The 19,461-nt window shown below is 68.5% G+C and carries 21 protein-coding genes and 1 tRNA gene; 9 read left to right on the top strand and 13 right to left on the bottom strand.

The genetic code is table 11. From position 1 onward, the window contains the following. The first annotated feature begins 32 nt into the window (after positions 1 to 32). The 4 genes from Hbl1158_RS12720 to Hbl1158_RS12705 all read left to right on the top strand — a co-directional run bounded on the left by Hbl1158_RS12720 (position 33) and on the right by Hbl1158_RS12705 (position 4,595). Positions 33 to 1,178, top strand: a complete 1,146-nt coding sequence (locus Hbl1158_RS12720; RefSeq protein ID WP_234297628.1) for an ABC transporter substrate-binding protein — start codon at positions 33 to 35, stop codon at positions 1,176 to 1,178. Continuing rightward, on the top strand, positions 1,168 to 2,076 hold the full coding sequence (locus Hbl1158_RS12715; RefSeq protein ID WP_234297627.1) for an FAD-dependent oxidoreductase: 909 nt from the start codon (positions 1,168 to 1,170) through the stop codon (positions 2,074 to 2,076). The genes Hbl1158_RS12720 and Hbl1158_RS12715 overlap by 11 nt, the downstream gene beginning before the upstream one ends. Positions 2,077 to 2,347: 271 nt before the next feature. Further along, entirely contained in the window at positions 2,348 to 3,700 is a 1,353-nt protein-coding gene (locus Hbl1158_RS12710; RefSeq protein WP_234297626.1) for an LLM class flavin-dependent oxidoreductase, read from the top strand. Positions 3,701 to 4,085: 385 nt separating this feature from the next. Beyond that, the gene (locus Hbl1158_RS12705) at positions 4,086 to 4,595 is read left to right on the top strand and encodes a cytochrome b N-terminal domain-containing protein (protein ID WP_234297625.1); all 510 of its coding nucleotides are present in this window, start codon (positions 4,086 to 4,088) and stop codon (positions 4,593 to 4,595) included. A 311-nt stretch (positions 4,596 to 4,906) separates the two neighbouring features. Here Hbl1158_RS12705 and Hbl1158_RS12700 read toward each other — a convergent pair. From Hbl1158_RS12700 to Hbl1158_RS12685, 4 genes are all read right to left on the bottom strand, one after another. Further along, positions 4,907 to 4,991 (bottom strand) — tRNA-Leu (locus Hbl1158_RS12700). 220 nt (positions 4,992 to 5,211) lie between these two features. Continuing rightward, positions 5,212 to 5,553, bottom strand: coding sequence for a ferredoxin (locus tag Hbl1158_RS12695; protein ID WP_234297624.1), 342 nt, complete (start codon positions 5,551 to 5,553; stop codon positions 5,212 to 5,214). A 60-nt stretch (positions 5,554 to 5,613) separates the two neighbouring features. Next, positions 5,614 to 6,651 (bottom strand): hypothetical protein, encoded by a 1,038-nt coding sequence (locus tag Hbl1158_RS12690; RefSeq protein ID WP_234297623.1) that lies wholly within the window; start codon positions 6,649 to 6,651, stop codon positions 5,614 to 5,616. A 238-nt stretch (positions 6,652 to 6,889) separates the two neighbouring features. Further along, positions 6,890 to 7,729, bottom strand: coding sequence for a PspA/IM30 family protein (locus Hbl1158_RS12685; RefSeq protein WP_234297622.1), 840 nt, complete (start codon positions 7,727 to 7,729; stop codon positions 6,890 to 6,892). 89 nt (positions 7,730 to 7,818) lie between these two features. Between Hbl1158_RS12685 and Hbl1158_RS12680 the strand changes: the two genes are divergently transcribed. Further along, a complete protein-coding gene (locus Hbl1158_RS12680) occupies positions 7,819 to 8,505 on the top strand; it encodes an alpha/beta hydrolase (RefSeq protein ID WP_234297621.1) in 687 nt (228 codons plus the stop codon). A 19-nt stretch (positions 8,506 to 8,524) separates the two neighbouring features. Here the strand turns inward: Hbl1158_RS12680 and Hbl1158_RS12675 are convergent, their stop codons facing one another. From Hbl1158_RS12675 to Hbl1158_RS12650, 6 genes are all read right to left on the bottom strand, one after another. Beyond that, a complete protein-coding gene (locus tag Hbl1158_RS12675) occupies positions 8,525 to 8,848 on the bottom strand; it encodes a transcription factor S (protein ID WP_234297620.1) in 324 nt (107 codons plus the stop codon). 33 nt (positions 8,849 to 8,881) lie between these two features. Beyond that, the gene (locus Hbl1158_RS12670; RefSeq protein WP_234297619.1) at positions 8,882 to 10,018 is read right to left on the bottom strand and encodes a hypothetical protein; all 1,137 of its coding nucleotides are present in this window, start codon (positions 10,016 to 10,018) and stop codon (positions 8,882 to 8,884) included. A gap of 3 nt (positions 10,019 to 10,021) precedes the next feature. Next, positions 10,022 to 10,900 (bottom strand): CopG family transcriptional regulator, encoded by an 879-nt coding sequence (locus Hbl1158_RS12665; protein WP_234297618.1) that lies wholly within the window; start codon positions 10,898 to 10,900, stop codon positions 10,022 to 10,024. A 145-nt stretch (positions 10,901 to 11,045) separates the two neighbouring features. Next, positions 11,046 to 11,882, bottom strand: a complete 837-nt coding sequence (locus tag Hbl1158_RS12660; RefSeq protein ID WP_234297617.1) for an HTR-like protein — start codon at positions 11,880 to 11,882, stop codon at positions 11,046 to 11,048. Positions 11,883 to 11,923: 41 nt separating this feature from the next. Beyond that, a complete protein-coding gene (locus Hbl1158_RS12655) occupies positions 11,924 to 12,973 on the bottom strand; it encodes a beta-ribofuranosylaminobenzene 5'-phosphate synthase family protein (RefSeq protein ID WP_234297616.1) in 1,050 nt (349 codons plus the stop codon). Positions 12,974 to 13,190: 217 nt separating this feature from the next. Continuing rightward, positions 13,191 to 14,243 carry an FAD-dependent oxidoreductase gene (locus Hbl1158_RS12650; RefSeq protein ID WP_234297615.1) on the bottom strand — a complete coding sequence of 351 codons (1,053 nt, stop codon included), beginning with the start codon at positions 14,241 to 14,243 and terminating at the stop codon, positions 13,191 to 13,193. A gap of 218 nt (positions 14,244 to 14,461) precedes the next feature. On the opposite strand from Hbl1158_RS12650, the gene Hbl1158_RS12645 reads away from it, so the two are divergent. Next, positions 14,462 to 15,118, top strand: a complete 657-nt coding sequence (locus Hbl1158_RS12645; RefSeq protein ID WP_234297614.1) for an HAD family hydrolase — start codon at positions 14,462 to 14,464, stop codon at positions 15,116 to 15,118. A gap of 117 nt (positions 15,119 to 15,235) precedes the next feature. Further along, positions 15,236 to 15,727, top strand: coding sequence for a peptide-methionine (R)-S-oxide reductase MsrB (gene msrB / locus Hbl1158_RS12640; protein WP_234297613.1), 492 nt, complete (start codon positions 15,236 to 15,238; stop codon positions 15,725 to 15,727). A gap of 48 nt (positions 15,728 to 15,775) precedes the next feature. On the opposite strand, the gene Hbl1158_RS12635 is transcribed toward msrB, so the two are convergent. Beyond that, on the bottom strand, positions 15,776 to 17,053 hold the full coding sequence (locus Hbl1158_RS12635; RefSeq protein WP_234297612.1) for a transposase: 1,278 nt from the start codon (positions 17,051 to 17,053) through the stop codon (positions 15,776 to 15,778). A gap of 53 nt (positions 17,054 to 17,106) precedes the next feature. On the opposite strand from Hbl1158_RS12635, the gene Hbl1158_RS12630 reads away from it, so the two are divergent. Together Hbl1158_RS12630 and Hbl1158_RS12625 are read left to right on the top strand one after the other, a co-directional pair. Next, positions 17,107 to 17,244 carry a hypothetical protein gene (locus tag Hbl1158_RS12630; RefSeq protein WP_234297611.1) on the top strand — a complete coding sequence of 46 codons (138 nt, stop codon included), beginning with the start codon at positions 17,107 to 17,109 and terminating at the stop codon, positions 17,242 to 17,244. Positions 17,245 to 17,417: 173 nt separating this feature from the next. Continuing rightward, a complete protein-coding gene (locus Hbl1158_RS12625; protein ID WP_234297610.1) occupies positions 17,418 to 18,377 on the top strand; it encodes a D-2-hydroxyacid dehydrogenase in 960 nt (319 codons plus the stop codon). A gap of 12 nt (positions 18,378 to 18,389) precedes the next feature. On the opposite strand, the gene Hbl1158_RS12620 is transcribed toward Hbl1158_RS12625, so the two are convergent. Beyond that, positions 18,390 to 18,635 carry a flagella cluster protein gene (locus Hbl1158_RS12620; RefSeq protein WP_234297609.1) on the bottom strand — a complete coding sequence of 82 codons (246 nt, stop codon included), beginning with the start codon at positions 18,633 to 18,635 and terminating at the stop codon, positions 18,390 to 18,392. Between the two features lie 158 nt (positions 18,636 to 18,793). Then, positions 18,794 to 19,408 carry a translation initiation factor IF-2 subunit beta gene (locus Hbl1158_RS12615; RefSeq protein WP_234297608.1) on the bottom strand — a complete coding sequence of 205 codons (615 nt, stop codon included), beginning with the start codon at positions 19,406 to 19,408 and terminating at the stop codon, positions 18,794 to 18,796. Positions 19,409 to 19,461: the final 53 nt, after the last annotated feature.

Genomic DNA, 19,461 nt, shown 5'->3' with positions numbered 1-19,461 from the left:
GGACTAATAATTTAGGTCAGCCAAAAAATCGCATGGCTGAAACCGACCTCATACCGACGCGACGTGACGTACTCAGAACCGGAACCGCCGTGGGCATCGGTTTGCTCGCCGGCTGTAGCGGGGACGCTTCGACGGGGACCCCGACGAGTTCTGCGACATCGACGAACACACCGACGGAAACCGACTCGGGACAGTCGGTGACCATGGAACCGGTCGGCGAGGTAGAGTTCGAGGAACCGCCCGAGCGCTGGGTCCCGTTCACCGGCGACTACGCGGACATCGGAGTCGCGCTGGGGCAGGCCGACGGGTTGGCGGGCATCGGGATCCGCGCACGGTACGCGGCGCACCTCTACGAGGAACTCCCGGGTGTCTCGGTGAACAAGGAGGAGCTCCCTCAGCTCTACCAGGATGGCGTCGACAAGGAGATCTTCTACGAGGTCGACGCGGATCTGCACGTCATCGACCCGAATTTCATGATCAACAGGCTTCAGTGGAGCGAAGGCGACGTGGAGGAAGTCGTCGACAACGTCGCGCCGTTCCTCGGGAACACGTCGTTCACACAGGTCTACGACTGGCACAACTACCGCTACTATTCGATCTACGAGGCGTTCGAGGTGCTGGCAGAGACGTTCCAAGAGCGGGCTCGCTACGAGGCGTTCAAGACGTACCACGACGAGGTGGTGGGCGAGGTTCAGAGCCGGACTCCCGAGGCGTCGCCAGACGTCGCCGTGCTGTACCCGGCCGGGATACCGCCCGAGTCGTTCTTCCCCTATCTCGTCGGCGAAGGGACCCAGTCGAGACACTGGCGAGACCTGCAAGTCAACGACGCCTTAGCCGCGAACGGGGTCACCGATGCACAGGCCGGGGGCGGACGGATCGACTTCGAGACGCTGCTGGAGATAGACCCCGACGTGCTCGCCATTCGGCTGCAAGGCGATGTCTCCGAGGAGTACTTCGATCAGAACATCCGCTCGCACCTGGAGGACCACGACGTGGCAAGTGACCTGAGCGCCGTTCAGAACGACCGCGTGATCTACGGCGGAGTCACCTACCAGGGACCGATCATCCACCTCTTCCAGTTGGAGCGAGCCGCACAGGGACTGTACCCTGACGAGTTCGGCGACGAACAGCTGTTCGACCGTGAGCGGATTGCGGAGATCGTGACCGATGGGGAATGAACGCGACCACGACGTCGTCGTCGTCGGCGGCGGACCCACCGGCACGGGCGTCGCCGTGTTCACCGCTCGCTACGGTTTCGACACGGCCGTCTACGACCGCGGGAACGCCGCCCTCGCCCGCGCGGCCTACGTCGAGAACTACCCCGGGTTCCCCGGTGGTATCGACACCGAGACCCTGACCGCGCTGTTTCACGACCACCTCGACGAAGTCGGTGCGACGCTTCGGCCCGACGTCGTTGACGCAGTTGAACGCGACGACGAAGGGTTCCGGGTTACGCCCGCAGAGGGAGAGCCCGTCACCGCGCAGTGTGTTGTCGCCGCCGCGTGGTACGATGCGTCATATCTCGACCCCCTCGACGAGGACGGTGAGATGTTCGAGGTCCACGAACACCACGGCGAGGACCGCGAGCAACTCGACCGGGACGTGCCGGACGCCGACGGGCGGACGCACATCGACGGGCTCTACGTCGCCGCACCGACGGACAGTCGGAACGCACAGGTGGCGATCGCCACCGGCCACGGTGCGCACGTCGCACGAACGCTGCTCGAAGACCACCGGCGGGACGAGGGGCTCGCTGGCGAGGTCGCGCCGCACTACGACTGGCTCCGCCCGGAGAGCGAGTTCAGCGGCGACTGGGGTGACCGCGAACGCTGGCGGGAGTGGTTCGACAACGAGATGGGCGAGACCGACCTGCCCGACGACGAAGTGGCCACGCTCCGCGAACGGTACATCGACCGGGCGTTCGAGACGGAGCTCTCGCCCGAGGAGATCGCCGCCCGACGCGATCGGGGGCACCGTCGCCTGGTCGAGCATCTCGGCACGGACGCGGTTCTCGATGCGATACGCGACGAGGAAATTCAAGCGTATTTGGACGAGAACTCCGGAATCGGGCAGTAGGAACAATTCGAGGATGAGTGGCGGTTCAGGCCGTATCGCCGGTTTCATTCGACATCGTGGGGAAGTGAAACAGCGGTGAGTATACGGTCTGTACTGACCGATTCACGGAGCGGTCAACGAAGCGTATGAACTGTTCTATGATACCCTCGTGCAACCGGGACCGACGTCGTCAGTCTCGACTCCATCAGCGACACCACTCACTACTCCGAGTACAGGCACGCCCGGCCGATTCCACCGCCTCTTACCACCCTCCGACTCCGAACACGACGTAATGAGCGACGGCATCCACCTCAACCTCTTCACGATGAACTCCGTGGAGCACGTCTCCCCGGGCTCTTGGACGCATCCCGCGGATCGATCCGCCGAGTACAAAGACAGGGAGTACTGGACGGACGTGGCCCGCACCGCCGAGCGCGGCGGCTTCGCGGCCGTCTTCTTCGCGGACGTGCGCGGCATCTACGACGTGTACGGCGGCGACCGCGAGACGGCCATCGAGCGCGCCGTGCAGACCCCGTCGAACGACCCCGGCTACCTCGTGCCCGCGATGGCCGAGGTCACCGACTCGCTCGGGTTCGCGGTCACGAAGTCGACCACCTACACCCACCCGTATCAGCTCGCGCGGGAGTTCTCGACCCTCGACCACCTCACCGACGGCCGCGTCGCGTTCAACGTCGTCACCTCGTATCTCGAGTCCGCCGCCCGGAACCTCGGGCTCGACGAGCGCATGGACAAGGAGACCAGATACGACCGCGCCGACGAGTTCATGGACGTCTGCTACGCGCTGTGGGAGGACTCCTGGGACGACGACGCCGTCGTCCGCGACCGCGAGTCCGGCACCTTCAGCGACCCCGCGGGCGTCCACGAGATCGACCACGACGGCGAGTTTTTCGACGTGCCCGGGCCGCACGGCTGCGAGCCGTCGCCCCAGCGCTCGCCCGTGATCTTCCAGGCCGGATCCTCGGATCGCGGCCGCGACTTCGCCGCCGCCAACGCCGAGGCGGTGTTCTGCTCGCAGCCCACCGAACCCGGCGTCCGCGAGTACATGGAGGACCTGCGCGAGCGCGCGGCCGACCTCGGCCGAGACCCCGACGACCTCGCTTTCTTCCCGGGCGTCGTCCCCGTCGTCGCCGAGACGGAGGCGGCCGCCGAGGCGAAGTACGAGCGCCTCCTCGACACCGTCGACGTGGAGGCGACGCTCGCGCTGCTGTCGGGCTTTCTCGACATGGACCTCTCGGAGTTGGACCCGGACCAGAAGATCGAGCACATCGAGACCGACGCGATCCAGGGGACGATGAACGCGTTCACGAAGTCCGACCCCGACCGCGAGTGGACCGTCCGAGAGGTCGCGCAGTTCTCCGGGCTCGGCACCACCTCGCCCGTGGTCGTCGGCACGCCCGAGCAGGTGGCCGACGAGCTCGCCCGCTGGCACGAGGAGGTCGGCGTCGACGGCTTCAACGTGAAGGAGGTGCTGCGGACGGGGAGCCTCGACGACTTCGTCGACCTCGTCGTCCCCGAGTTGCGCGCGCGGGACCTCCTCGCCGAGCCCGACCCCGACGAGACGCTGCGCGAGCGACTGCTCGGGGACGGCCCGCGCCTGTCCGCGTCGCATCCGGCGCGACGGTAGCCGGATCCGGTCTCTGTCCGTTCATACTCGAACAGAACCGCCGCACTCGAGTGCGAGACGCGCACGGCCGCCGGTTCCGGTCGGGGCCGGTACGGCCGACGCCAACATCGTTAAGTGGTCACACCCGTTTGAGTCAGGTGACGCTTCGTCTGGAGGGCCGAAGCGTCAGCGGGGACCAATTCAGGGCGGAACGCGCGCCGCTCTTTTCACCGGCGCGCGTTCGGCCCACGTTTCACACGACACAGCGACTGCTACGACCGTCGAGACCGGATCCCACGAGTCGACGGCGATCGAGTCGCCGTCGGCGGCGACCGCGGAGACCGGGGCGACTGCAAACGCCCGATACCCGAAACCACTACCTCCGAGGAAATCGAACGCGGCGGGCGTGCCCTCCGAGCCGATCGACGACCCGACCGACGCGCTCGAACCGGCGCTGTTGATCGTCGTGGCCGCCGTCGCCCTCGGCGACCTCGCAGTCGCCGCGCACGTGATCCCGGCGGGCGTCGCGGAGACGACCCGCGTCGCGCTCGCGGTCGGTGCGCTCGTCGCCGCGACCCTCGGGATCGCCGTCGCGGTCGCGACCTGTCGTCCCGCCGCCGTCGCCCTCGCGACGCTGGGCGTACCAGTCGCGGGGCTGTACGCCTACACGGGACTGTTGCTTCCGTGGACGCGACTGTCGTTCTCCCTCGGACAGATCGGCGTGGAGGCGACCCTGTCGATACCGGCGCTCGGACCCGCGCTCGCGACCGCTCTGTTCGGTGGGTTCACGCTCTCACAGGCGACGCTGGAGCGCGCGTTCGTGATACACTACGGCCTGGTCGCCGTCGCCGGAGCCGCCCTCCTCGCGCGCGCCGTGGTGCTAGTCCGGCGGCGCGACGCGATCGATCCGGCGTGAACGTGGCGAGACGTGCGACTGCGAGGGAAGGGATTTGAACCACGGTCGGAGCGAAGCTCTTCCCTGCTTCAAATCCTTCCTACTCGTCACTCGTCGTTACACTCCTCGTGACTGCGAGGGAAGGGATTTGAACCACATCCGGACGTGCTCGCTGCGCTGCGCGCGTCCGGCATAGTTCAAATTTTCCGGAACGATTCGGGGGCCTTCGGCCCCACTCATGCGAGGGAAGGGATTTGAACCACGGTCGGAGCGAAGCTCCTCCCTGCTTCAAACCCCTCCTACTCGTCACTCGTCGTTACACTCCTCGTGACTGCGAGGGAAGGGATTTGAACCCTTGAACCCCTGAGGGAGCGGATCTTAAGTCCGCCGCCTTTGGCCAAGCTCAGCCACCCTCGCGCGGATCGCCGTTTCGCCGGACGGTGCAAGTGGATTTCGGTCGCCCGCGGACAACTCTGCGGCGAACGGCGGATCAATTCCCATCTCATTTCCGGCGTACAACCTCAAGAACAGCTTCGGCGCGCGGGACGCAGTCGAGGGGTTCCGTCCCCACACCGTCTCCGGGATCGACCCGCGGCTGGCCGGTGAGGAGCCCGTCAGCCTGAACGACTGATCCGCCTCACCAGTCGACGCTCAGGGTTCCGTCGCCGTGCGGGTCCGGCGCGATCTCCTCGTCGGTCCGCCGGTCGACGACGTGGATACAGCCCATGTCCTTCTTCGCCGGGCACACCTCAGCCGCGCGGACGTTCTCCTCGAGTTCGTCCTCGCCGACGTAGTACGACTTCGGCCTCGCCATCCCGCTGGCGATGTCCATCTCCCAGTTGTCGGCCACCTCCGCACACTTGCCCGCGCCGAAACAGGCGTTCGCCTCGAAGATGATCTTGTACGGCTTCTCCTCCACGGGCGGCCCGTCGCCGCCGACGTCGCTGGCGGTCTGTACCTCCGCGTCGAGGTCGCTCATACCCGACGTTCCGCCCCGGGCGACTTTCGTCTGTCGGTGCCGGGCGTACGCGCCGCCGGGTCATCGGTTCCACTCGACCTCCGACACCTCGTCCGTCTCCCGGAGGATGAACGGGCCGATCGACAGCGTGTGCTTCGTCACGGTCGCGATCCGGAGGACGTACGCGAGCAACACGAGGAACGGGACCGTCGCGACGGTCGCGGCGGCCGCGACCAGGGGGACGAGCGTCCCGACGCCGAACAGGGTAACGGCGTACGCTTCCGCGTGGAAGAACGCGACCATGAACGTCGACACCAGCAGCGCGGGAAGCGCCGACGCGAGAACGGCTCGTGAGAGGTTGATCAGCTCCCACTGGAAGTACAGCGTCTTGAAGTGCTCGCGTGCGGGCCCGAACATCTCCAGCACGTCCGTCAGCCGGTCGAGCGCCTCCAGCCCTTCTCCCTCGAGCGCGTCGCCGTGGGTGGCGCGGATCCGGTTCGCCGCGAACACCTTCCAGGAGTAGTTGAAGTTGAGGGCCGAGGAGATCACGTCGAACCCGCCGAAGCGCGCGTCGTCGAGCCCCTCCGACACCTCCTCGGCGTTGCCGATCAGGCTGGATACGAGGTCGTCGACCGCCGCGGCCGCCTCGTCGTCGCCGGCGCGGTCGGCCGCCTCGCGCACCTCGCGGGCGCAGTCGGCCGACACCTGCACGAGCGCCCGAAGGAACTGGGCGGGCCGCGCCGGGCTGACCGGCGCGTCGAGCAGGTCCGCGGCGTCCGATCGGAACGCCATCGCCTCGTCCATCCGCTCGCGCTGGTCGCCGACGGCCCCCAGTTCCTGTGAGAGGACGAGCTGGTTCAGCGTGAGCACGAGCGTGACGCCGGTGATCGTCGCCGTCAGGAACCCCTGAAACGTCGTGTCGACGGAGTCAGTCGACCGGAGCGCGTGTGCTGTAGGCCCGTACAGCGTCCCCGCGGCGAGCAGGACGCCGAACACCGCGAGTGCGGACCCGGCGACGACGACTCGTCGGTCCGCCTCCAGGAGGAGCCACAGCTTCCACCGGCTCTCACCGGCCCGGTCGCGCAGCCGGTCGCTCGGCTGGTCGGTGTCGTCGGCCATGGGGCCACGGTCGAGACCGACGGACAAAAACGGGACGGCCGACCGGGCGGCGACGAGTCGCCGTCCCGGAGTCGGCACGGGCGTGAACACGGACCGGAGCAGCACGGAGAGGGAACAGCGAGCACGGAAACGGCGAGGACGACGGTGACGACGGCGGCGGCGACGACGGTGACGACGACGACCGTGGCGAGGACCGAGACGGCGTCGCGATTCGGGATCGAGGTCCGGCGTCAGGGAGCTACTTCGAGGCGTCGGCGTCCTCCTCCTGTTGGAGCTCCTCGAGCTCCGCCTCCACTTCCTCGTCGGGTACGTCCTCGCCGCCCACGTCTACGTCGGCGTCGGCGTCCCCCGTGGCGGCGTCCGCGTCGTCGGCGGCGGACTCCGTCCCCATCTCCGCCTGGAGCGTCTCGAGTTCGGCCTCGACCTCGCGGTCGGTGCGTCCGGACTCCAGTTCCCTGTCGATCTCGTCCTCGTCCGAGAGGGCGTCGTCGAACGCACCGGTGTCCTGAAGCTCGTCCATCGCCTGCGACCGCGCCTCCATCTCCTCGGTGCGCGACTCCGCGTTTTCGATCGCGCGAGACACGTCGGCCATCTCGTCGCCGACGCCGGACATCGCCTCCGAGACGCGGGTCGACGCCTCCGCCGCCTCGTAGCGCGCCTTCATCGTCTCCTTTTTCGTCTTGAACTCGTCGATGCGGCCCTGGAGTTCGTCCTTCTTGTCGACGAGCTGATCTTGGGTGTTCTGGAGCTCGGCGATCTGTCCCTCCAGGTCCTCGATCTGGTTCATCTTCGACTTCTTCTTCTCCAGCGCCTTGCGAGCGAGGTCCTCGCGGTCCTGCTGGACGGCCTCGCGCGCCTGCTCGTTGTGTTTCTCGACGTTCTCCTCCAAGCGGCGCTTCTGGATCTGCAGGCGCTTCTTCTGGGTCGTGAGGTCGGCGATCCCCTGTTTCACGTCCTGGAGTTCGTCGCGCATCTGTTCGTAGCTGTAATCGAGCGTCTCCGTCGGGTCCTCCGCTCGGTTGAGGATCGCGTTGATCTTCGAGCGGATGACGTAGGAGGTGCGCGAGAGGATTCCCATGGCCTCGGCTAGGGTGACCTGGCGTATAAATCTCACCCGACCGAGAGGACTCCCGCTACCGTTTTGCGCCGGGCGACCGATCCGCGAGCATGACCGACGTACTCGTCCCCGGCGGACGCGACGTTCGCGGGACCCTCGACGAGACCGACGGAGGGCGGACGGCGGACGGCTCGACCGCCGGCGACGACGCGGGCGCGAGCGCCTGCGTCGTCGCGTGTCCGCCCCACCCGCAGCACCGCGGCCACCGCGGCGACGAGCGCCTCCGGGCGGTGTCCGACGTGCTCGTCGCCGGCGGCGTCGACTGCCTCCGATTCGACTACGGCGACTGGGACGAGGGGTACGGCGAGTGCGCCGACGCCCGCAACGCCGTCGCCTGGGCGCGCGAGCGGTACGACCGCGTGGGCCTGCTCGGCTTCAGCTTCGGCGGCTGCGTGGCGTTGCTGGTGGGAAGCGAGGGCGACGTGGACGCCGTCTCGGCGCTCGCGCCGACGGCCCGCCTCGCCGACGACCTCGACGCCGTCTCGGCGCTCGCGCCGACGGCCCGCCTCGCCGACGACCTCGACGCCGTCGAGGCGATGGCGGACATCGACGCCCGCGGCTGCCCGGCACAGGTGGTGTACGCGACCCGCGACGACACGGCCGACTGGGAGCCGGTGGTGGAGCGCGCCCGGGAACTGGAGTTCGACCTGCGGGAGTTCTCGGCGGACCACTTCTTCGTCGGACAGGCGGGGAAGGTGGGCGAGGCGGTCGGGAGATGGCTGCTCGAGGAGTTGTGATCGGTTCTGCGGACAGCCGTCAGTTGTACTCCCGCCAGCGATACCCGCAGTCCTTGCACTTGAAGAAGCGCGTCGGGGGCTCGTCGGCCGCGCCGGTCTGTTTGATCGTGTACCACGCGACGGTGTGGCCGCACTCGTCGCAGATCACGTCCTCGGAGGTGGGTTTCCCCTCGAAGTTCGCCCCCTCCTCGGTCTCGATCACGTCGTCGTCGCTTTGCGCCTCCGTCGAGACGAACTGCTCGGCGAGCGCCTCGTCGCGGTCGGCGCTCGCGCCGCAGGAGGAACACACCATCTCCCCCTCGGTGGCGTGCATCATCGATCCGCACTCGTCGCAGAACTGCATGTTGCCACCGTAGCGTGCGGCCACCGGTATGGCTTACGCGTCGTCGCCGGCGGCGTCGACCGCGTCGCCCCCGTCGCCCGCGCTCCCCGTACCGTCGACGCCGCCGGCGTCGCTCGCGCCGACGGCCACGTCCTCGTCGCCGTCGATCTCGCCGCCGACGACCGACTCCGAGGCCGTCAGCTCCTCGTCCTCCCGCGTGGCGTCGCCGACGACGGCTCCCCCCGCGGTGTCGCCGTCGGCGTCGATGCCCGCGGTGAAGTCCGGCCCCTCGTCGCGGACCACCGGGCAGCCGCGGACGCGGAACCGCTCGGGGTCGACCGCCTCGACGATCTCGCCGTCCTCGTGTTCGCAGGCCACGTCCGGGGGAGCCGACAGATGCGGGCACTGCTGACAGTACTCGCGCTTGTCGACGATGTGCTCCGAGTCGGCATCCGTCGCCCCCGAGACCGTCTCCGCGGCCGTGGCGTCGGGCGAAAGCGGAGCCTCGTCGGCCCCCTCGGTCAGCGCCGCCCACAGCTCGTCCTCGTCGAGGTCGGCGATCTCGACCGACTCGAACGGGTCCTCACCGTCATCCCGGCGACGGCGCTCCTCGACCCCGCGAGCCAACTCCCCGAACGGGGCATCGCCGCGGCCGTCGCGGTCGGCGTCCCCGTCGGCCGCCTCCTCGAGGTCGCCGGCGCGGTCGGCAGCGAACGGGTTCTCGACGGTCGGGGGACCGTCGTCCGAGCCGTCGTCCGGTCCGGTCCGCTCGCTGTCCTCGCGTTCGTCGTTCGCGCCGGGGCGTTCCTCGTCGAAGGCGAAGGGGTTCGGTCCGGCTCCGGTCGATCCGGGGGCGTCGGCGGCTCCGTCGGCGTCGGCGGCTCCGTCGGCGTCGGCGTCCGCGTCGTCGACCGGCTCGGGTGAGTCGTCCCGGCGGCGGGCGGCGTCCGCGTCGCCCCCGGCGGCGTCCGACGCCGGGATCACCTCGTCGAGCGGGTCAGCCGCGGCGTCGGTCGAGCCGCCGGTGGTCGAGTCGTCGTCGATCGAGGCGGGATCGTCGTCGATCGAGGCGGGATCGTCGTCGATCGAGGCGGGATCGTCCTCCACCGCCGGGTCGGGATCGCTCGCCTCCGGCGTCTCCTCCCCCGGCCCGTTCGCGTCCGACTCCTCGTCGGGATCGTGGTCCGGCATCCGTTACGCCTCGTCGAAGATGTCCTCGGCCGTGGTCTCCTCGGTGGTTTCCCCCTCCAGGGCCGGTCGTCTACCGACCGCGAGCGACGCGGAGTCGAAGAACCCCGAGGCCGGCTCCACCGACTCGAACGTGCCGCCGCAGTGCGGACACTCCGGGGACGACAGCAGGCCGAGACGCACCTTCGACCCGCAGGCGGCACACGACGCGGCAGCGACGCCGAGGCGGTTCGCCTCCGCCTGAAGCTCCGCGGCCGCCCGGCGCTGGGCCTCCCGGGCCCGGAGGTTCGAGACGGTGGTTCGGAGGTCCGCGAGTACCGACGCCAGCGTCGACAGCTTCGCGTCGTGCTCGTCGACGGCGTCGGTGAGGTACTCCAGCACGTCCTCGTAGTTGGCGAACCCGTCTTCGAAGGTCTCCTCCAACTCCTCTAAGTCCGCCCGGAGTTCCGCGAGGTCGTCGTCGAGTCCCGCGGCCGTCGCGGACGCGCTCTCCACCTCCTCGCGCAGATCCGGGTGGTCGTGGTCGGCGTCGGCTTTCGCGTCGGCCTCGCGCTTGACCTGGATCACCCGCGAGCGCACGTCGTCGATCTTCTCGTCGAGTTCGGTATCGAGGTCGGCGACGGCCGCCTCGACCTCGGCGATCCGATCGGTCAGCGCTCCCGACGCCGCGATCGCTCCCTCGCTGTCGGTGAGTGAGTCCGCGTCGCCGTTGGTGATCGGGTCCGCGTCGCCGTCGGCGAGGTCGCCGTCGTACTCGTCGAGGAGTTTCGCGATCGTCACAGCACGCGCGAGCACCTCCTCGGACGACCGACCGGTCTCCTCCGAGCGCGCGAGCACCCACTCACGGAGCCCCTCCGGCAGTCCCTCGACCTGTTCTCCGGCCATTCATCAGGTCATGGCCCCCGGAGGTGTAAATACTACCGCCGCAGATTTCGCCGTCTCGAAACAGAATTGAACGATCGGGTGGGAACGACACCCGGAAGTGTTCGAACATCTCGAAACTGTCGAGTTCGGGGTCGCCGCCGGCGAATTATCGGATCTTCCGCACGTCGCTGATGTCGAGACCGCCGTCGTGGATCTCCGTCTCGAAGCGGACGATGTTCTCCGATTCTAACTGCGAGAGCACGCCGCGGAACTCCCGGACGACCATCGTCCGGGCGCGCTTGGACCCGCCGGACTCCCAGCTGAACTGGAGCGTTCCCCCGCTGCCGTCCATGAGCTGGCCGAACTGGTTATCGGAGATCGTGTCGACGTTGACCAGCGCCAGGAGGAGTCCACCCCACGAGTGGGCGGCCTTGCCGAGCCCCCGAACGAGCATCGCGACGTCCTCCCACTCGACCTCGCCGCCGGACGCCCCGACGAGGTCGGTGATGGAATCGATGACGACCAGATTCCCCGCCGCGTGCTCCGTGAGGTACTCACCGAGCGCCGTGAGCACGCCGTCGCGGTTGCCCGCCTTTCCGAGGTCCGTGATCGAGCTGGTGGTTCCCATGTACCACTCACGGGGGATCGTCGATAGCTGGAAGTACTCCGGCGAGAGGTCGACGAACTCGATCCCGTCGACGGCCGCGTCGACTATCTCGTCGTCCATCGTATAGCGTAACTCGCGCTCGAGGTAGTCTGCGCCGGTGGTAAACGAGAGGTAGTGCACCTCCGGCGGCACGGCGGCCTCGGCCGCGATGTCGTCGTAGTAGAGGTCGAACAGCTCCCGATCGACGCGAGCGAGCGCGTTCATCGCGGCGCTGGTGTAGGCGAACTCGCGCGCGCCGGCCCCCGCCTCGCCGGCCACGAGGACGACGTTCCCCTCGGGCGCGCCGCCGCCGAGCACCCTGTCGAGTTGGCTCACGCCGAACGGGATCCGGTCCATGGGGCGTGTTCACCCGGGCGCGTGCTTAGGCGTTGTGCCGATCAGTCACCGTCTCCGTTGTCGTCGCCGGCACGTCCCTCGTCGCCGGCGCGGATCCGCGCACCGCGGTTGCTCGCCTCGACGACCCGAACGTCGCCGTCGACGCCCGCCGCAGCCAGCGCGCGTTCACCGGCCGAACGGGCCGCATCCGCCCGATCGCGGTCGGTGACGCCGTACACCGTCGGCCCCCACGACGACTGGCCCGCGCCGAAGACCGCGGGGTCGTCGCCGAGGCGGGCGACCAGGTCGCCGACGGGCGGCCGGTAGACGCCGCCTTGCTCGTCGGCGAACCAGACGCCGTTGAGTCGACCGATCTCGTCGACGGCCGCGCCGAAGCGCTCGGCCGACCCCTCGGCGACCGCGGGGAGAAGCCGCCGCTGGATCGTCCCCGCGACGCGGTCGGCGACCGCCGGGTCGGCGTCCTCGACGGCCCTGCGGATCGCGGAGTCCTCGCCGTCGCCCGAGCGTCCGGGGTCGGCGTCAGGGACGACCAGCAGGAAGCGCCAGTCGTCGGGGACGCGGTGACGGGCCGCCACCGCCGGCACCCGCCAGTCGCCGTCGGCCGGGCGGTCGGTCGTGAACCGGCCGGTCGGGTGGCCCGCGTCGAGGACGAACCCGCCGTCCTCGAACGTCGCGACGCCGACCCCCGAGCGACCGCCCCGTCCGAGCGCCGGCGCGCGCTCGCGAACGCGAGGGGCCAGCCCGTGCGCCCGGGCGATCCCCGCGAGCGTCGCGAGGGTGAGCTGCGTCCCGCTCCCCAGCCCCATGTGCCGCGGGAGCGACTCCTCGACGGCGACGCGGGCACCCGGAACCCCGAGCAGGTCGCACGCGCGGTCGGCGGCCCGGGCGACCGCGTCGTCGGCGGCGACGACCGACCCGGCGGGCTCGACGGCGAGCCGGACCCGCGGCTCGGCGAGGCCGACGCCGACCGCGCCGTAGATGCGCTCGTGCGCCAGCGAGAGGTTGCCGAAGCCGAAGTGGAGGCGCGCGCCGGACTCGACCGTCACCGGGCGGGAAACGTCGCCGTCGGCGTCACCGGGATCGGCCGGCATGGTGTCGTCTGATCGGTCGGGTGAGGGCGGCCTGTCGGTTTCGACAGCGGAGAATACGGACGGAAGCGGCGAGCGACGTGATAGCGGCTGACGGCGACCGCGTTGGCGACGGTACCAGCGCCCGCGACCGCGTCGGCGACAGCGCCCGCGACCGCGTCAGCGACAGCAACAGCACCCGCGACCGCGTCGCCGTCGCGGATCGGACGTTCGCCCGGGGTTACAGTCGGTCGGCGACCGCCTCGCCGGTGTCGACGCCGTTCCACAGCGCCTCGTGGACGCGACCCGCTCCGGCGACCCAGTCGCCGGCGACGTACAGCCCCGCGTCGCGAGCGCGGGAGCGCGCGCCGTCGTCCGCGTCGAGGTCGAGTCCGGCGTTCGGGAGCGCGTAGCGCCACCCCTGGTCGTCGACCCACTCGGGGTCCTCGAGGCGGCCGTCGTCGACGAGGCCCGCGACCAGCGACGCCCCGGCCTCGGCGGCGTCCTCGAGGGAGTCGTCGTAGTGGTCGCTCGACCACTCGGGGCTCATCTGCGCGATGAGCAGCGTCTCGCCGTCGGGCACGTGCCCGGGCTTGCACTCCTCGCGGGCGAGCCAGCCGACCTCGTGTTCGGTGTCGGTGTTGACCGCGGCGTACCACGGCACGTCGAGCGAGAAGTCGTAGCCGAACACCAGCGTGCGGATCGTCCGGAAGGGCACGTCCTCGACTGCCGTCGCCAGCGCCTCGAGCGCGCCGTCGTCGTCGGGCCAGTCGGTCGCCCGGAGCAGGTCGGCCGTCTGGGGGGCCGGCGGCGTGAGCACGATCGCGTCGAACGGGCCGTGGTCGTCGCCGTCGGCGTCGGTCGCGGTCCAGGCGTCGTCCTCGGGGTCGCGCGCCAGCGACTCGACGCGGGTGGTCTTGTGCACGTCCGCGTCCGTCCGCGCGAGCAGGCGCTTGGCGAATTGGGTGATTCCCGCTTCCCAGGTGTACTTGCGCTCCTCCTCGCGGTCGCTGGGGTCGATCTCGCCGTCGCGCTCGAACGTCCACACGGGACCGATCTCGTCGACGAGTCCCTCCTCGCCCAACTCGCGGATCAGATCGGTCGTGCGGTCGTCGCGCTCTTTCACGTAGTTCGCGCCGTGGTCGTACACGCAGTCGTTTCGCCGACGGGTCGCCGCCCGGCCGCCGACGCCCCGGGACTTCTCGAGCAGCGTCACCTCGTGGTCCGACTCCCGGAGCGCGTACGCCGCGCCGACGCCGGCGAGGCCCGCACCGACGATGCCGATGTGTGCCATCGTCCGATCCACGGGCGGGACTCCCGTATCGCTTGCGGGTGGTTCCGTCGATCCCCGGAGCGTTCCTCGCGCACCGCCGGCGGGTCGGGTGCGGGTCGTCGTCACTACCGGGTCGTCCACGGTCGTCGTCACTACCGGAGCGGACGGCAGACGGAGGCCGAGGCTCGGGCGCTGTCGGGTGTGAAAGCCTTATGCGGGATGGCCGGCGAATGTGGATGATGGTGTACGACGCGATCGTCTTCGACAACGACGGGGTGCTCGTGGGGCGCACCCACTACGACGTGCTCCACGAGGCCGCCTGGGACGCCTTCGAGGCGCTCTCGGTGGCCGACCCCGACCCCGACCACGTCGAGTCGATGGTCGTCGGCGTCTCGCCCGGGCAGGTCGAGGAGGTGTGCGACACCTACGACCTCACGCCGCGGGAGTTCTGGGCGATGCGCGACCGGACGGCCTTCGAGGCCCAGCGCCGCGAGGTCCGCGAGGGCAACAAGCGCCTGTACGACGACATCGACGTGTTACGTGACCTCTCGGCCCCCCTCGGGATCGTCTCCTCGAACCAGCATGAGACGGTGGAGTTCCTCCTCGACCACTTCGGCGTCCGCGACCTCTTCGACACAGCCTACGGCCGCGAGCCGACCGTCGAGAGCCTCCGCCTGAAGAAACCCAACAGCCACTACATCGACCGGGCGCTCGCGGACCTCGAGGCCGACACCGCGCTGTTCGTCGGCGACAACGAGTCCGACATCGAGGCCGCCGACAACGCCGGCGTCGACTCGGCGTTCATCCGCCGTCCGCACCGCGAGGACTGGAACCTCTCGGTCACGCCCACCTACGACATCGACGGACTCGACGACCTTCGGGCGATCTGTCATTGAGACGACGGACGACGGGCGGCCGGGAGCGAACGACGAACCGCCGGCGAACGATGGACTGGGGTCGAGGCGGACCGTCCCGACCGTGGGTTCATGCGTCTCGGTCACGTATCGCCCTCCATGAGCGATCCCGCAGAGGCGACTCCCGAGGGCGACGCCGCCGCCGACGATGACCTGACTGACGCCGACGACCTGCCTGACACCAACGACCTGCCCGACGGCGACGACCTGCCCGACAGCGAGGCCGAGTGGCGCGAACGACTGACCGACGAGCAGTACCGGATCCTTCGCGAGCGCGGCACGGAGGCGCGCTTCTCCGGCGAGCACGTCGACCGCGACGACGACGGCGTCTACACGTGCGCCGGCTGTGGCACCGTCGTCTTCGACTCCGAGACGAAGTACGACTCCGGGTGCGGGTGGCCGAGCTTCTACGCCGCCGACGACTCGAAGGTGACGCTGACCGAGGACGACCGCCACGGCATGTCCCGCGTCGAGGTGAACTGCGCCGTCTGCGACGGCCACCTCGGGCACGTGTTCCAGGACGGTCCCGAACCGACCGGCGAGCGCTTCTGTATCAACTCCGCCGCCCTCGAGTTCGAATCCGACGAATGACATCCTCCCCGCCGTGAACGGCGGGGTTTCCTCGCGCTGGGGGTATCGCTACCGGCCCACGGAGGCAACTTTCGGGTTCGTATGCTCCTCGTTGGGACGGCGAGAGCGTGATGACTCCAACCAGTCGTGGTTGTCCCACTTGAGGCATACAGGCCGTGCCATCGACCGTGTTACCGTTGTCTGCCGTCGAAGGAACGTCTCTGACGCCACGAGGTCGGCGTGCCCCTCGAAGCCACACGGACACGTCAGAGTGTCTCTGTGACGTGTCGTGTCCTCTGTCGAACCACAGTTCGGACACTCCTGACTCGTCCACGCCTCAGACCGTACTTCCACCGAGATACCGTATTCCTCAGCGGTACAAGCCAGTCGATTCACGAACGCTCTAAACGCCCAGAAGTTGTGCGTCTTCGCGTTCGTCTCGACCGACCAGTGCGTCTCAAGCACGTCCGTCAGTGCCCCGATATATACTGTCGAAACACCTTTGTCGTACAGACGCTCGATGAGGTCACGGGCGAGTGCGTCTTGAGCGTGGTCACGTCGCTTGGTGCGCCGGTCGTACAGGCGTTGGATGCGGTGACTGCTGTATCGGCTGTCCTCCAAGAGTGATTGGAGGCGGGCGATTTCTCTCGTCGTCTCGCGGAATCGCTCGAACAGGTCGCGTCCTTCGTACAGGTATTGCTGGCCGGTTGTGGTTGTGCAGGCGACGAGGTTGTTCACACCAATATCCAGAGCGGCTTCTTCCGAAGCCAGTGGTTGTGCCAGTCGAGAATCATCGACGGTGACTGGCTGAAAGGCCCTGAATGTCTGTGCTTGCTCGTCGTAGAACAACTCCAACCGACCTTGCTTCTCATACTCGTTCCAATTGGGGTCGCCTCGAAGTTCGAGGCGCAGACGTTCGCGGTGTCCCAACCCGTACTCGTCTTTCAGGTCTTGACCGACGAGAATTTCCAGGCGGGAGTATTCACCCCACTCGACGGAGTACGACGTGTTTCGGATGTACGTGCGAAGTTCTCGACCATCGTCTGCGTTACCCCAGAATCCGGGTTTGCCGTTAGCTTCACCCTTCTTCTTGAGGCTGAAGAACGACTTCCACGCTTCGCGGTTCTTGCGTTCGATTTGCTGAACCGTGGATGCGCCGAGTGTTCCGCCATAGCGACCGCGATACTCGCTGATGTCCCACACGTCTCCGTCTGGGTCAGCATAGTTCTCGCGGCGCTCGTAGTTGATTTCGTTCCAGAGAGCGGCAGAAGCGTCCAATAGGCGTCGAAGCAACTCCTCGTCCTCGTCGGACTGCGGAACCACCTCGAATGTGTTGGCTCGCTTCATCGACTACTATTTGTATCAGAACACACATAAAGATGTGGTTTGTGTGTTACTGTATGGTCGAAGTCCGCATCGAGTTCGATGACGATGAACAGTACAAGCGATTGAAAGAACTGAAAAAACACCGAGGGTTGACGTGGAAGGGATTGCTCCTTGAGGGCGAAAAGAAGGTCCGAGAGGATACCCCGGATTAAGCGTCGAGCGTGGTCTGTGTCGTGGAGTGTCGGATTCACGCCCGACCTAAATGGCGGGACTCTCTCTTTGAGTCAGGTAGTCGCTCTCGACACCGCGAAACGGGGATTCGCCACCGAGCGTCTCGACGGGGGCCATCGGCGCGTTTTAGTTTTGACCGGGCGAGGCGGGCGATATGTCCGCCGACCCCACGCTGCTGCTCGCCCACACCGTCGGCCCCGACCGCGGGCGCGACCTCCGCGAGCGACTGCTCGCCGAGGGGCTCCCCGCCGACCGCGTCGTCGCCGCGGAGACGCCCGCCGAGACCGACGCCCACGCCGCCGACGCCCGCGGGGTGGTGATCGGTCGACTCCCCGACGGCCTGCTCGAGCGGGCCGACTCGCTGCGGTGGGTGCAGACGCTCTCCTCCGGAACCGACTACCTCCCGACGGCGGAGCTCGCCGACGGCGGAGTGACAGTCACGAACTCGGCGGGCGTCCACGCCGAGCCGATCGGCGAGCAGGTGCTCGGCTACATGCTGAGCTTCGAGCGCGACCTCCACGCGCTGGCGCGCCAACAGGCCGAGTCGCGCTGGGAGCGACGCGAGGGCGGCGAACTGCGCGGGAAGACTGTCGGTATCGTCGGCGTCGGCGCGATCGGCACGCGGGTCGCCGAACTCGCCAGCGCCTTCGGGACGGACGTGTGGGGCGTGAAGCGCGACCTCGATTCGATGCCCGACGCCGTCGACGAGCCCCGGTCGCCCGAGGACCTCCACGAGGTGTGTCTGGCCGCCGACTACCTCGTGCTCGCGTGCCCGCTCACCGACGAGACGGCGGGGCTGATCGGCGGCGACGAACTCCGCCTGCTGGGCGGGGACGGCGTGCTCGTCAACGTCGCCCGCGGCGAGGTCTGCGACCAGGACGCGCTCGTCGGGGCGCTGCGCTCGCACCTGATCCGCGGGGCCGCCCTGGACGTGTTCGAGGAGGAGCCGCTGCCGTCGGACTCGCCGCTGTGGGAGCTCTCGAACGCCGTCGTCACGCCGCACATGGCCGGGAGCACGCCGCACAAGGCCGAGCGCTGGACGGAGATCATCGCGGAGAACTACCGCCGGCTCGCCAGGGACGGCGAGGAGAGACTGAGAAACCGCGTGACGTGAGGGGGACGACAATTAGTGAGTCAACACGAGGAGGCGCTCGTCCGTCCTGGCGAGACAGATCGGTCCGTCCGGCGCGGACGCGAACGTGACCGTCTCGTCGTCGCTGACGAACAGGCGCTCGAACGGGTCGCCGCAGGCGGGACAGCCCAGTCCGTCGCGGTTCGACAGCGTCATCGACCCGGCGTCCTGTCGCTGGAGCTTCAGCTTGCTGCGGTACTCGTGGACGTCGAAGCCGTCCGAGAGGTCGAGCCGTGCCATACCCGGTCGCGGGCGCTGGCGAACAAGTAGCTTCGGTCCCGACTGTCACGACTGAAAGCGGGAGGCGAACCGAGAGAACTGCGAGCGACGGGTCGCCGTCGCGGTCCGGGTCGAGGTCGAGTCCGGCGGTGCCGTGTCGCCGTCGCGGTCCGGCCCGCTTACGTCAGCCGGGCGAACGCGAGGTTGCCGGAGACGTTGTGGACGTACGCCTGGACGGTCTGGCCCTCCTGTGCGCCGGAGACGAACACGGTGAACTTCCCTTTCTCGGCGACGCCGTCGCCCTTGCGGCCGGTGCCGGTGATCTCCAGTTCGTACGTCTTCCCCTCCTCGATGTCGGGACCCTGCGACTGGGAGGCCGCCGCCGAGGAGCGCTTCTGGACCGGGCGGAACGCACCGCAGGCCTGACAGCGCAGCATTCGGACGCCGTCTTCGGTCTTGAGCACGGTGTCCGGGAGGCCGCACTCCGAGCAGGTGACGAACTCGGCGACGTACTCGTCGATGGCCCCGTCGAAGTCGGCGATCGAGAAGGACCCGTTGTAGCGGGCGACGCCGTTCTCGTACTGGCCGTTCGTTCCGAGCTGTCGCTGGATGGCGCTGTGGAGGTGTTCGGCGTCCCGAGAGAGCGCGTCCGCGATGTCCGAGAGGTTCGTCAGGCGGGTGAACGCCCCGTCGGTCTGGCCCTCCGGGTCCGGGACCTGCAGGCGGTCGCCGGCGTCGGCGGGCGTGTCGGGCAACTCGTCGTAGGCTCTGTCGAGTGCGTCGGCGTAGTTCATAAGCGAAGGAGGACGCTTCGACGTATATGGCTTCCGAGAGAGTCGATACCGTG

The sequence above is a fragment of the Halobaculum sp. CBA1158 genome, from assembly GCF_021431925.1.
Classification (GTDB): Archaea; Halobacteriota; Halobacteria; order Halobacteriales; family Haloferacaceae; genus Halobaculum.
This window is presented reverse-complemented; position numbering and strand designations above follow the sequence as displayed.